This window comes from Novosphingobium terrae (genome assembly GCF_017163935.1).
GTDB classification, from domain to species: Bacteria; Pseudomonadota; Alphaproteobacteria; order Sphingomonadales; family Sphingomonadaceae; genus Novosphingobium; species Novosphingobium terrae.
This window is the reverse complement of the sequence record NZ_JABVZR010000003.1, coordinates 151,003-163,425: the sequence shown is the minus strand read 5'-3', so window position 1 is coordinate 163,425 and position 12,423 is coordinate 151,003. Positions and strand designations below refer to the sequence as shown.

Below are 12,423 nucleotides of genomic sequence, written 5' to 3'. Positions count from 1 at the left end.
AGCGCGGCGACGGATCACCAAATCGATGCGTATTGCGTTTGCAGACAAACGCTCCTGTCGTCACGCCGCCGAGTGGATCACGCCTATCAGCAGGCGACCGGCTGGCACGCGCGGCAGCCTCCGTTACGTTGAGACAACGGTTATTTCATCGCATAACGAAGCTAGCCCCTGCATCATGCGGAAGTCGCCAATAGGCGATAGTGGGCATAAGCGTGAGAGTGGCGGTGGCGACAAAAGCCATTTGAAAGGCGACGATTTCATTATGATGGCCACCGGCTAATGCCCCGCCTGCGGGCATGAACGCTCCAAGGCGCAGGCAGACGGCGCCAAAGGCGATGCCCAAACCGGTCGTCATTTGCTGCATTGTGCTCCACACTGTGCTGGCGGCACTTTTCAGATCTTCGGGGATGTCTGCGTAGCTCAGCGTGGTCAGTGTCGAGAGCTGCAGTGACCGAGACACGCCGTAAGAAAAAAGCACGAGAAACAGCACGGGTTTGCCCGTGAAGGGCTCCAGCCCGGCAAATGCCAGAATGGTGAAAGAGAGGATCGTGCCATTGGCGATCGTGACCCGGCGGAAGCCAAACCGCCTCACGATGGGGGTAACAAGGGCCTTCATGCCCAGATTGCCAACCGCGCTCACCACAAGCAGCAAGCCTGAATGAAAGGCCGAGAGGCCAAAGCCGATCTGAAACAGCAAGGGAGACAGATAAGGGACGGCCTCGATCCCGGCTCTGGCGAAGCCGCCCCACAGGACAGAGATAGCATAGGTCCGCACGCGAAACACCGCCAGATCGAGGATAGGCTGAGCGGCCCTATGGAGATAGGTAATGGCAAGCAGGCCGACGACAAGGCCCGCCCCGATGATCGCGCCGGCAAAGACAAGGCTTGCATCCTGACGGCTTGCCAGTTCCATCCCGTACAGCAGCAAGATAAGGGCGCTGCTGCTCAAGACGAAGCCTTGCAGGTCGAGCTTTCTGATCCGCGTACCGACGTGATCGGGCACAAAGACGGCGATGGCTGCAAAAGCCGCCACGGCAAAGGGTACATTGAGGAAAAACACCCAGCGCCATGATGCATAGGTCGTGATGAAACCCCCCACGGTAGGTCCGATAACCGGCGCGATGATTGCGGGCCAGGTGATCGTGGAGATCGCCCGCAGCATATGGCTTTGATCCGTATTGCGTGCCACGATCATGCGCCCCACCGGCACCATCATGGCGCCGCCCAGCCCTTGCATTACGCGTGCCGCCGTAAAGCCTGCCACACTGTCGGCTGATCCGCAGAGAACCGACGCAATCGTAAACAGCGCGACGGCGCTGCCGAACACCTTTCGCGTGCCATATCGATCCGCGATCCAGCCGCTGATCGGGATGAGGGTGGCCAGCGTGAGCATATAGGCCGTCATGCCCAGGCTGACGTCGTTGGGGCCGGCGCGGAATGATCGTGCCATTTGCGGCAGCGCCGTGGCGATGATCGTCGTGTCCAGGCTTTCCATGAAATAGGTCGCCGCTACGATGAAAGGAAGCACAAGACTGTTTCGTTGCAGCGTCTGGGCCATGGAATTTCCAGACATATCTCCGGTTTCTCCTTCATGTTCGGTCGCTTGCCTATCAGCCATATGATCGGCCACAATGCGCATGTTCCGTATCCAGACTTCGGCTGGACCGAAGGCAGGGCATGGGTATAGGTTGGGGCATGAGGTTCGATTTCACCGATCTTCGACTGTTTCTGGCCGTGGTGGAGGCGGGCAGCATCACCCATGGCGCGACGGCCATCGGCCTGTCCTTGCCCGCTGCCAGCGAACGGCTACGCGCCATGGAAGCCGCGAGCGGGGTCAGGCTTCTGGAGCGTGGCAGGCGCGGTGTTGCGCCCACCCATGCCGGTGAGGCGCTGGCACACCATGCCGCACTGGTGCAGCGCCAGATGGTCCAGATGCGCGGTGAACTCGATCAGCATGCCGAGGGGCTGAGGACCATCATCCGCCTGATGGCGCCCACTGCGGCGATCACCGAATTCCTGCCCGGGCGGCTCGCGCCCTGGATGGCGGCCAACCCTCACACCGATATCGATCTGCAAGAGCGGCAAAGCGCGCAGATCGTCAGGGCACTCACGGCTGGGTTGACGCAGATCGGCATCATTTCCGATACGGTCAGCACGGAAGGTCTGCTGTTGCGGCCTTTTGCAATCGATCAGCTGGTGGTTGTGGTCCCTTCCGGCCATCCATTGGCTGCTCGGAAGACGGTTCTGTTTGCCGATATCGTCCATGAGGATTTTATCGGTCTGGCTGAGGGCGCCTTGCAGGACAATCTCGATGGGCGAGCCCTGATCGCCGGAGCACGCCTTAAGACCCGCATCAGGACACGAACCTTCGAGGGCATCTGCCGCATGGCGGCCGAGGGCGTTGGTTTCGGCATAGTACCGGCCACGACAGCACGCAATTGCCGAGGCTTTATGAAGATTGTAGCGGTCCGCCTTGCCGATGACTGGGCCACCCGCCGGTTTTCGATCTGTACGCTTGACCAGAGCGGAATGACCCCTGCGGTCCGGGCCCTGGCCGAGCATCTCGCCTCCACACATGACAAGTTTTCAATGGCTCGTTCCTGAGATCGGTGTCTGCGGCCGGCGAATCCTAATAGACATCGGCAGCAGGCCGATCAGCCGCGTCTCTGCGGTATTTTCCGAGCAGTTCGCCCGCTGCCTGAACCAGTAGGCCGACGTCCGACCCGACCGCCAGAAATGTGCAACCTGACTGCAGCGCCTCGCTGGCCAGGGAGGATGAACTGGCCAACGTGCCAAAAGGTTTGCCCAGTTCCTGCGCCAGAGCGGCAACCTCACGGAAGGCGCCGAGCACCTCGGGGTGGCCGGGTTGTCCCGGTAAGCCCATGGTCGCAGCCAGATCGGAAAGCCCGATGAAAACACCATCAATCCCTTCGGTTTCGATGATCTGGCGGGCATTCTTCACACCAAGCGGGGTTTCGATCTGAACGATCACGCACAGGTCATTGTGCGCTGTGGCCAGATAGTCTTTGCAGCGCCCCCAATCGGAGGCCCGCGCCAGCGCGCTGCCCACGCCCCGCGTGCCCAAAGGCGGATAGCGGGTCGCGGCAACAAGGCGATAGGCTTGCGCTCCGGTCTCGATCATGGGCACCAGGAGGTTGTGCGCGCCAATATCGAGCAGCTGTTTGATAAGGTTGGGATCATCGCTGAGCGCACGCACCACCGGTTCGGCGGGACCGGCCTGAAGTGCCTGCAATTGCGTCAGCACCGTCCGCAGAGTGTTGGGGCCGTGTTCGCCATCGACCAGAACCCAGTCGAAACCGGCATTGCCGCAAAGCTCCGCCACATAGGGAACCGCCAGCCCCAGCCAGAGCCCGATCTGTCGCTGCCTGTCACCAAGAGCCGCCTTGAAGCGATTGGATGAGCCCCCGGACATCACTGGAACCTGCAGGAAATAGCGCCCAGCGGGCCGTAATCGACATGGAACGTATCCCCCGCCTGGGCGAAGACCGGGCGCGTGAAGGAACCGGCAAGCACGACATGGCCGGCTTCCAGAGGCACATTATAAGCAGCCAGCTTGTTCGCCAGCCATGCCACGCCGGTCGCCGGGTGATTGAGGACCGCTGCCGCCACGCCAGATTCCTCGATCACGCCGTTGCGATAGCAAAGGGCGGACACCCATCGCAGATCGACTGCATCCGGGCGCACGGGGCGCCCGCCAAGAATGACGCCGGCATTGGCGGCATTATCCGATATGGTGTCGAAGACCTTGCGCATGATCCCGCTGTCCCGGTCTTTCTGTTCGATCCGCGCATCGATGATTTCGAGGGCGGGAACAACATAGTCTGTCGCACGCAGAACGTCGAAGATCGTGCAATCGGGGCCTGACAGGGGCTCCTTCAGAACAAAGGCCAGCTCGACCTCAAGGCGCGGTGCGATAAAGCGGTTGGTGGGAATATTGCTGCCCTCGGCGAAGAACATATCGTCCAGCAGCACGCCATAATCCGGTTCGTCGATCTGCGAGGAATATTGCATCGCCTTCGATGTCAGCCCGATCTTGTGCCCCTTGATCCGCCGCCCCTCCGCGACCTTGAGATCGATCCAGGCCGACTGGATGGCATAGGCATCGGCGATATCCATCTGTGGAAATTCGCTAGAGAAGTGCCGGATCTGCAAACCCGTGGTTTCGGCTTCATGAAGGCGCCGGGCAGCGTCCAGAACGGTGGAGGAATTGAGGGTCATGCGGGGATCTCCGAAAGCGATTGCCCTTGGCAAAGATATTTGAGGTGCTGATAGTCATCGAGGCCGTGACGCGACCCTTCGCGGCCGTATCCGGACTGTTTGATGCCGCCGAAGGGCGCGACTTCCGTGGAAATCACCGCCTCATTGATGCCGATCATGCCGGCCTCTAGCGCGGCGCTCACCCGCCAGATGCGTTCGATATCGGTGGTGAAGAAATAGGCAGCCAGGCCAAAGGGCGTGGCATTGGCCTGCGCGATGCCGTCAGCCTCGCCCGAGAAGCGGAACAGGGCGGCGACTGGCCCGAATGTCTCTTCCTGAGCCAGCGCCATGGCCGGTGTTGCCCCGGTGAGGACGGTCGGTTGATAGAACAACCCGTCGGCCCGGCCCCCGAGCATCACTTTGGCCCCATGCGCCTGCGCATCAGCGATATGGCGCGCCACCTTCTCCACCGCGGCTTCGCTGATCAGGGGGCCGACAGTACTTGCGGGATCGCTCGCCGGGCCGACTTTCAGGGCCTCGACGGCCCGGCACAGCGCGGCTGCGAAGCGGTCATGGATCAGTTCATCGACCAGAACGCGATTGGGCGAAATGCAGGTCTGCCCGGCATTGCGGAATTTCGCTGCGATCAGGCAGGCGACGGCACGGTCGATATCCGCATCCGCGAAGACGATGAAGGCGGCATTCCCGCCCAGTTCCATCGACAGGCGCTTGAGATCGGGCGCGGCCTGAGCGGCCAGCAGCCTGCCCACTTGCGTCGATCCCGTGAAGGTCAGCTTTCTGACCCGACTGTCATCCAGCCATGTGCCGACGACCTCCGCAGCCCGTTCCTTGGGTGCCGTTACCACGGTGAACAATCCTTCGGGCAGACCTGATTCCACAGCCATTCTTGCCAGAGCAAGCGCGGTGAGCGGCGTTTCAGCGGCCGGTTTCAGCACGATCGCGCAGCCCGCGGCGAGTGCGGGCGCCACCTTGCGCATGGGCATGGCCATCGGGAAATTCCATGGCGTAACAGCCGCGACGATGCCGACCGGCTCGCGCACCACCATCATGCGCCGTCCCTCGACCTGCTCGGGAATGATCTCGCCATAGGTTCGCCGGGCTTCTTCCGCGAACCATTCGGCATGGCCGATGCCCTGGGCGACTTCGGCCCGGCTTTCCGCGATCGGCTTGCCCTGTTCCTGCGAAATCAGGGCGGCAAGCTCGTCCTCCCGCTCACGCAGCTTATGAGCCCAAAGCCGCAGGCGCCGGGCGCGCTCGGTGGGCGTCACGCTTCGCCACAGGGCATAGGCGATTTCGGCCCTGTCGAGCGCGGCAAGCGCATCGGATGCATCCTGATCGGGGGCGTAACCGATGACCTCGCCATTGGCGGGATCGAACACCGGAAAGGCCGGGACATCGGCATCGAGCTGCGAATCTTGAGGGCTCTGAAAGGCCGTGTTCATGGGATTGTCCTGAGATTGTGAGAGGTGCAAAAAGGTGGCGATCAGTCCGGCAGCGTGCCCTGTTCCGGCGATTGCACGGATGCTTGCGATCGCCAGTCCTCTTCCTTCAGCCGAGGCAGGCGGAAACCGTCACGCGCGCGCGCGTACCATCCGCCGCCATGCATGCGCCCCACCATTTCCAGAGCGAAAGCGTCGATGTGCCCGCGTTCTGCGTTGAGCACAGCGTCATTGCGGACATGCGCACTCAGGATGTCCGCGATCAGGATGTTGCGTCCGACACCGAAGGGAACGGCTTGCATCAACCGGCATTCCAGCGCGACAGGGCTGATCGCCAGACGGGGCACATCGATGTGGATGCAATCCTCAAGCGCAAGACCGGCTTCCTGCGCTTCGTCGACCTGCGGAGGAAAATCGATCGCGGTGGCGTTCATGGCGGGCAGGCATGCTTCGCTGACCAGATTGACCACGAAGTCGCTTGTTTCAAGAATGTTGCGCGCCGTATCCTTGGGAATGCCATCGCGCGCGCCAACGCCAAGACACAAGACAGGCGGATTGCCCGACATCAGGTTGAAGAAGGAGAAAGGCGCGACATTGAGCTGCCCCGAGGCATTGCGTGACGTGACCCAGGCGATGGGGCGGGGGACGACGAGCGCCGTCAGCAGATTGTATCTTGGCTTGGCACCCATGGCTGCGAGATCAAAGTTCACAGGCTCTCTCCAGTGATGTTGACAGGATGCCGGGTGGGCATCTGCGGCATATGTGCGGCGTGGAGCCGGGCGAGAGGATCGGCGGCTGCATACGCACAAAGGAAACGGAGCCAGATCCGCGAGCCGGAGGCCATGCCGGCCGGCTCCTTGAGGACCAGCATCCGGCCAGTGGTTTCGGTGGCAAGGATCGCGATGGTCTTCGTCACAGAGCGGTCGGGGCGCTCGACATCGACCACGAACTGGCCGTCCGGAGGCAGCAATTGCCCTTCGCGAATTGTGACGTCACGAAACAGGCTGTGGGACGATCCATCGCCCAACCGCGCCTCGATACGCCATGGCCGGCCCAGGGCCATATTGGCCTCCTCGATCCGTCCGGCGCCAATATGGCTGCGTATCATGCTCGATGAACAGATCTGGGATCCGATCATCGTCCGCGTGATAGCGTCGGTGGTGAAACCCAGCGATGGGCCTTCGCGCCGAAGCAGATCGACATCACCGCCGCGCTCGGCACCGAAGACAAACCCGCGCCCAACCACGACATGGCGCACACGCAAGGCGCGGGACAGAATGTCACGCATGAAGAGGCCTGCGGACATCTCTGCGATTGCGCGCCCGAAATCGATCACCACAGCGAAATGGCATCCGATGGCGGCAAGCTGTTCCAGCTTGTCGTCCGACGAGCCGATTTCGAACGGGTCACCATCAGGGTCAAAGAACCGGCGCGGGTGGGGGGCGAATGTCACGGCCCCCACCGCCAGACCGGTTTCCTGAGCCACGCGGAAAATATGCCGGTGCCCCAGATGAACGCCGTCGAAATTACCGAGCGCAACGGCGGCTCCGGCCAGATCCGCGTCGAAATCGGAAAGCTCGCGAAAGATGCGCATTGCCTTGCCTCAGCCTATCTTGCGAAAATTGCCGGTGAAGTGGAGCAGAGGCTCGCCATCCGTGACCCGAAGATGGCGCACGCGCCCTAGAAAAAGTGTGTGGTCGCCGCAGGCATAGGCATGCTCGACGGTCGCCGCGATGCTGGCCAGCGCATCATCGAGCATCGGGATACCCTCATGCGCTGTGAAGCCCGGGATGCACTCCGCAGATGCCTGCCCGCCGAAATGGCGGCCATGCAGTTCCTGCCCAGCATGAAGGATGCTCACCCCGAACACAGCTGACGCCTCGATCAGAGCATGGATGCGCGCCTTTCTGGCGATCGAGATCACCACCAGCGGCGGTTCGAGTGAGCCGGACATGAAGGCGCTGGCCGTCATGCCATGGACATCTTCGCCCACCATGGTGGTGATCACGGTGACGCCGGTGGCGAAGCGCCCCAGCGCCTGCCGGAACAGGGCCTTGTCCAGCGTCTGGGTGGCGCCGGACAGGCCGGCGCCACCTTCCACGGATGGAGAGCTGTTCTCAGCAACGGGCGAAGACATTGAAATCGCCCGGGTTGATGAGATCTTTCGCGGTCCATCCGCTCAGATCATATTCGGCCATGCATTGATCGGCGAAAGCCTTCAGCTTGTCGGCCCGCCCGGTCGCATTGGCGACGAGGAGTGGATCGACCTTTTGCTGCTCATAGCTGCCCGAATAGTTCAGCTCATAAAGTTCGTGCCGCGTGGCGAATTCGCTGCCGACTGCATCCCACAGCAGCTTGAGTGTCTTGACCCGCTCGACCGAGTCGATGCCGTTCGATCCGCGCACATATTTGTCGAGATAGGGGCGCAGCTCCGGATTGGAGAAATCGGCGGCGGTGGAGGGCAGATAGACCAGCCCGCTCGCCACGATCTTGCCGATGAGGCTCTTGATGCGCGAGTAGGAATCCGCCGCCAGGGTGCGATAGGCCAGGGCCGCCTCGACATTGGGCAGAACATAGCCGTTCACCCAGGGATCAGGGCAATTGGCCATCGCATCGGAAAGGCCCCACATGGCGTGGCGCAGACCCAGTGCTTCGCCCACGGCGGCCTGCACGCCCCTGAAGTCCTTGGTGCCTGTGATCTCGACTGCCTTGAGGAACAGGCCGCAGATAAAGTCTAGCTTCACCGCCAGCCGCGTGCAGCCATGCAGCAGCGTGCGGCCGAGGAAGCCCGATTGCTTGATGAACTGGTTCGATTGCTCGACCCCGTACATCAGCACGTCCTCCCAGGGGATCAGCACATTGTCGAAGATCAGAATGGAATCATTCTCATCCATGCGGCTCGAAAGCGGGTGATCGAAGGGGCTGCCCACGGCGCCTGACATATACTCATAGGAGCCGCGGCAGATGATCTTGACCCCCGGCGCATTGGTCGGAACCATGAAGATCGGCGAGAACTTCTTGAGATTGTGCACGACGCCGTAATGGGCCACGAAGGTATAGTGAGTGAGGGCGGCCCCGGTTGCGACGACCTTGGCGCCGCTGATCACCAGCCCTGCATCGGTTTCCTTCTCCACGCGGACGAAGACATCCGAGTCCTCGTTGGGGATATTTCGGTCGACCGGAGGATGCACGATCGCATGGTTGATGAAGGGCACGCGTTCACGGGCATAATCGTACCAGCGATCAGCATTGGCCTGATATTCTCCGTAAAGTCCGCTGTTGCAGGCCAGCGTACCGACCCAGGCAGCCTTGTAATCCGGGGTGCGCCCCATCCAGCCATAGGTCATGCGCGCCCATTCCGCGATGGCGTCACGGGTTGCGACCTGCTCCTCGACAGATTTCGGCGCCTGGAAAAAGCGGTGAGTCCGAATGCCAGAACCGTTGTCCATCGGGATCGTCATCAGATCGCGCTTCGCCGGATCGTGAAGCGCGTCGTAGATCCTGGCGGTCATGCGCGCGGCATTGCGGAAGGCAGGGTGGGTCGCCACGTTCTTTACCCGTTCGCCATAGATCCAGACCTCGCGGCCATCATCCAGACTGTCGAGATATTCCTGCCCGGTGTACGGCCCCTTTTTTCCGGGCACGACCAATTCCGGCGCATCCATACGCAATTCAGACATAATTCTCTCCTGTTTGTGATCAGCGCTGATTAGCGCCGTCGATCGTGTGTCAGGCGGTCGCTTCAGCGGGTGCCTGGCGTTGCGACTTGCGGCAGCGGCACAGGCCGAGCTGGTGCAATTCGATCAGATTGTTGGCGGGATCGCGCAGGAACAATTGCTTGAGATTCGGAGAGGCCACGTTGTCTAGCGTGAAATAATCGACGCCCAGTCGCTTGAGTTCCTCTTCCGCCTCGATGATGTCCGCGACAGCCAGTGCGACGTGGTTTTCAACTGGATCCTTGCCCGGTCCCTTGCTGTAGGGTGAGGGGCCGTCGCTGCCCAGCAGGTGGATCTGATTGTCGCTGGGGACATCGAGGAAATAGCCGTGAATGCCGGGGATATGCCACCGGCCCGCATCTTGAGTCAGATCGAGCACATCGCGGTAGTAGTCACGGGCCTGGTCGGCCTGAGCGTTCGTCATGCCCAAGCCGATATGGTGAATTTCCAATACGTGGACAGCCATGTCTGAAGCCTCTCATTTTGCTTGTGGGGCATAATGTACGACAGGCGTATAATCAGTCAAGCGAATAAAGGTCGTGCCTGTGCCGGTGAGCAGTAGCGTGGCCTGAAAGGGGGCGGGCTGAACAGGATGGGCGCAGGAAGAGGGTGTCAGGCTGAATTGTGATTTGATTGACAGGTTATATGGCTCTCGTAATATCGGAATTACGAAGCATGAATCGTTTTTGAAACCTCCGGCCACGTGAAATCGCGGGCCGGATCGCGCTTCGGGGGAGAGAAAAATGAAAAGATTGAAAGCACTTCTGTTGGTGTGCGCCAGCGTCTTGAGCGGTGTTTCGGCCCAGGCCGTCATGGCACAAACAGCGATTCAGCCACACGATGCCGGGCGCGACTCGGCGCATCCGGACGCCGCCGATATCGTCGTGACGGCCCGCCAACGTGCCGAACAGGTGCAGCGCATTCCCGATGCGATCACCGCGATCTCCGAAGCCACGCTGGCGCAGACAAATGTCACTGGCCTCTCCGATGTGGCGAGCCAGATCCCCAATGTCTCCTTTGTGGAGTCCTTGAGCCCTGGTTCGGAATTCTTCAACATCCGCGGTGTGATTGCCAACCGGAATGGTGATCCTTCCGTGGCAGTGATCGTCGATGGCGTGCAGTCCAACAGCGGTCTGGAATTTTCGCAGGGGCTTTTCGATCTTAAGCAGATCGAGGTGCTCAAAGGGCCGCAGGGGGCGCTTTACGGTCGAGATGCCATTGGCGGCGCGATGATCATCACCACCAAGGATCCGACAGACAAGCCGCAGTACAAATTTATGATTGGCGCTGGAAACGCCGGCCTGATCGAAGCGCAGGCTGTCGCGTCCGGTCCCATTGTCATGGATAAGCTGTTCTATCGCGTGGCTGCCTCATTCAGCGATTTCGATGGCACCAACCGTGATGTTTTTCTCAACAGAAACACTGATTTCGCCAACCAGCGCGAGATCAAGGCTGGCTTGTTGTGGAAGCCGGGTGGCAGCTTCTCGGCAGATTTGCGCTACACATACAGCCTGCTTAAGGCTGGAGCGAATTACTGGGTCGCCCATTACAATGATTTCGAGCAGAATGATAATGATGCCCAGTCACAGTCGAACACACTGGCGGTTGATCATCGCACGCTGAACGTTGTGTCGCTCAAACTTGCCAATGATTTCGGATTTGCAACCTTGCAAAGTGTTTCAGGCTACAGCGGCATCCGGGACAATCTCGGTCAACCTGGTACGGGCATCGGCACTCAGAATGCTGCTGATCTTGCCTGGGGCCCTTACCCCATCTGGAGTTTCTATTCGACCAACAGATCGGACATTTTTAGCCAGGAAATTCGTCTCACTTCGCGCAGTGGCCAGCCTTTCCGCTGGGTGGTGGGGGCGTTCGGCCTCAAGACCAACGCGCAGGATCACTTTCCCGTGTTTATTGCACCGGGAAATTTCAATCTTTTCCAACAGAATCTCGCCCAATTCCGCAATGGCACGCGCACGCTTGCCCATCTTTATGATGGATTGTCCTCCACCGAAGATCCCGGAGCGGTCCAGATCGCGTTCAACCAGAACACTCAGCACAATGATGCCGAGGCGATCTTCGGCAATGCCAATTATGATCTGACAAAGGTCATCGAATTGACCGCAGGTCTGCGTTATGACGTTGAACATCGCCATCAGACGGACGATCGACCGGCCGCGATCATCGGCAATGATCCCAAGCATCGCAATGTGACCTTCGATTCCCTTCAGCCCAAATTTTCAATCGCCTGGAAGCCCACGGCGGAACACCTGCTTTACGCCACGGTCTCGAAGGGTTTTCGCAGCGGTGGTTTCAATCCGGCTTCGACCAGCTATGGTCGCACCTATCAGGCCGAGCAGCTCTGGAATTATGAGGCAGGCTTCAAAGGCAGCTTCCTCGATCGCAAGCTGCGCTTCAGTGCTGCTGCTTTTTACGAAGATTATCACAACGTTCAGGAGTATGAATTCGACGGTTCGCTGGGCGCTCAGACGCTTTACACCATTCCCCGGGCGTGGATAAAGGGGATCGAAGCCGATAGCGATCTGCGTCTGTCCTCAGCCCTGCATCTCGGCGTGGCGGGCGGATTGATGGATTCCAAAATCACTCAATTCGATGCTGTCGCTGCCGGTTTTCCCAGCTCCATCGCGGCCGGGGCGCAGACCGCGCTGGGCAAACATTTGCCCAACTTTGCCCATTGGTCAGTCAATGCCTATGCGCAATATCGCTGGACCCTGGGTTCGGGCGATATCACCGCGCGTATCGACTATGCGCTTTCAGGAAAGCAATATTGGTGGATCGACAATTTGAATGAAGAGAAAAACATCTCCCTGGTGAACGCCACTGTGACGTATAAGATCAATCCGGCGATGTCCTTGCAGCTCTGGTCCAAGAATCTTCTGAATGAGCGCTACAACAGCTCATTCGAGCCGCGCAATATGACAAGCCTGTTCAGCGACATCGCCTATCCCGCACCGCAGCGCACCTTTGGTGCCCGCATGACGGCAACCTTCTGATGTGACGGTGGTGGA

Annotated in this window: 11 protein-coding genes; 2 read left to right on the top strand and 9 right to left on the bottom strand. The window is 60.2% G+C overall.

The window, feature by feature from the left end:
- Positions 1-145: 145 nt before the first annotated feature.
- Positions 146-1,573 (bottom strand): MFS transporter, encoded by a 1,428-nt coding sequence (locus HGK27_RS30375; RefSeq protein WP_407674721.1) that lies wholly within the window; start codon positions 1,571-1,573, stop codon positions 146-148.
- Between the two features lie 122 nt (positions 1,574-1,695).
- On the opposite strand from HGK27_RS30375, the gene HGK27_RS30370 reads away from it, so the two are divergent.
- Complete coding sequence (locus HGK27_RS30370) at positions 1,696-2,604, top strand: LysR family transcriptional regulator (RefSeq protein ID WP_206245686.1); 909 nt, start codon at positions 1,696-1,698, stop codon at positions 2,602-2,604.
- A gap of 25 nt (positions 2,605-2,629) precedes the next feature.
- Here HGK27_RS30370 and HGK27_RS30365 read toward each other — a convergent pair whose 3' ends face one another.
- From HGK27_RS30365 to HGK27_RS30330, 8 genes are read right to left on the bottom strand one after another with little or no spacing between them, the layout of a single operon-like run.
- The gene (locus tag HGK27_RS30365; protein ID WP_206245685.1) at positions 2,630-3,433 is read right to left on the bottom strand and encodes an HpcH/HpaI aldolase family protein; all 804 of its coding nucleotides are present in this window, start codon (positions 3,431-3,433) and stop codon (positions 2,630-2,632) included.
- The gene (hpaH, locus tag HGK27_RS30360; RefSeq protein WP_206245684.1) at positions 3,433-4,239 is read right to left on the bottom strand and encodes a 2-oxo-hept-4-ene-1,7-dioate hydratase; all 807 of its coding nucleotides are present in this window, start codon (positions 4,237-4,239) and stop codon (positions 3,433-3,435) included. Before hpaH ends, HGK27_RS30365 begins: the two co-directional genes overlap by 1 nt.
- Positions 4,236-5,681 (bottom strand): NAD-dependent succinate-semialdehyde dehydrogenase, encoded by a 1,446-nt coding sequence (locus HGK27_RS30355; RefSeq protein WP_206245683.1) that lies wholly within the window; start codon positions 5,679-5,681, stop codon positions 4,236-4,238. Before HGK27_RS30355 ends, hpaH begins: the two co-directional genes overlap by 4 nt.
- 41 nt (positions 5,682-5,722) lie before the next feature.
- On the bottom strand, positions 5,723-6,388 hold the full coding sequence (locus tag HGK27_RS30350) for a flavin reductase family protein (protein ID WP_241127935.1): 666 nt from the start codon (positions 6,386-6,388) through the stop codon (positions 5,723-5,725).
- Positions 6,385-7,272 (bottom strand): FAD synthetase family protein, encoded by an 888-nt coding sequence (locus HGK27_RS30345; RefSeq protein ID WP_206245682.1) that lies wholly within the window; start codon positions 7,270-7,272, stop codon positions 6,385-6,387. The genes HGK27_RS30350 and HGK27_RS30345 overlap by 4 nt, the downstream gene beginning before the upstream one ends.
- A 9-nt stretch (positions 7,273-7,281) precedes the next feature.
- Positions 7,282-7,815: a flavin reductase family protein gene (locus HGK27_RS30340; protein ID WP_206245681.1), complete on the bottom strand. Its 534-nt coding sequence runs from the start codon at positions 7,813-7,815 to the stop codon at positions 7,282-7,284.
- The gene (locus tag HGK27_RS30335; RefSeq protein ID WP_241127932.1) at positions 7,796-9,358 is read right to left on the bottom strand and encodes a 4-hydroxyphenylacetate 3-hydroxylase family protein; all 1,563 of its coding nucleotides are present in this window, start codon (positions 9,356-9,358) and stop codon (positions 7,796-7,798) included. Before HGK27_RS30335 ends, HGK27_RS30340 begins: the two co-directional genes overlap by 20 nt.
- A 49-nt stretch (positions 9,359-9,407) precedes the next feature.
- Positions 9,408-9,860: a VOC family protein gene (locus tag HGK27_RS30330; protein WP_206245680.1), complete on the bottom strand. Its 453-nt coding sequence runs from the start codon at positions 9,858-9,860 to the stop codon at positions 9,408-9,410.
- Between the two features lie 277 nt (positions 9,861-10,137).
- Here HGK27_RS30330 and HGK27_RS30325 point away from each other — a divergent pair, with 277 nt between their 5' ends.
- Complete coding sequence (locus HGK27_RS30325) at positions 10,138-12,408, top strand: TonB-dependent receptor (RefSeq protein ID WP_206245679.1); 2,271 nt, start codon at positions 10,138-10,140, stop codon at positions 12,406-12,408.
- Positions 12,409-12,423: the final 15 nt, after the last annotated feature.

Excerpts from the sequence above, each read along its gene's own strand:
- HGK27_RS30375 (WP_407674721.1), bottom strand. The coding sequence starts at position 1,573 with ATGTCTGGAAATTCCATGGCCCAGACGCTGCAACGAAACAGTCTTGTG.
- HGK27_RS30335 (WP_241127932.1), bottom strand. The coding sequence starts at position 9,358 with ATGTCTGAATTGCGTATGGATGCGCCGGAATTGGTCGTGCCCGGAAAA.
- HGK27_RS30340 (WP_206245681.1), bottom strand. The coding sequence starts at position 7,815 with ATGTCTTCGCCCGTTGCTGAGAACAGCTCTCCATCCGTGGAAGGTGGC.
- HGK27_RS30345 (WP_206245682.1), bottom strand. The coding sequence starts at position 7,272 with ATGCGCATCTTTCGCGAGCTTTCCGATTTCGACGCGGATCTGGCCGGA.
- HGK27_RS30370 (WP_206245686.1), top strand. The coding sequence starts at position 1,696 with ATGAGGTTCGATTTCACCGATCTTCGACTGTTTCTGGCCGTGGTGGAG.
- HGK27_RS30325 (WP_206245679.1), top strand. The coding sequence starts at position 10,138 with ATGAAAAGATTGAAAGCACTTCTGTTGGTGTGCGCCAGCGTCTTGAGC.
- hpaH (WP_206245684.1), bottom strand. The coding sequence starts at position 4,239 with ATGACCCTCAATTCCTCCACCGTTCTGGACGCTGCCCGGCGCCTTCAT.
- HGK27_RS30355 (WP_206245683.1), bottom strand. The coding sequence starts at position 5,681 with ATGAACACGGCCTTTCAGAGCCCTCAAGATTCGCAGCTCGATGCCGAT.
- HGK27_RS30330 (WP_206245680.1), bottom strand. The coding sequence starts at position 9,860 with ATGGCTGTCCACGTATTGGAAATTCACCATATCGGCTTGGGCATGACG.
- HGK27_RS30365 (WP_206245685.1), bottom strand. The coding sequence starts at position 3,433 with ATGTCCGGGGGCTCATCCAATCGCTTCAAGGCGGCTCTTGGTGACAGG.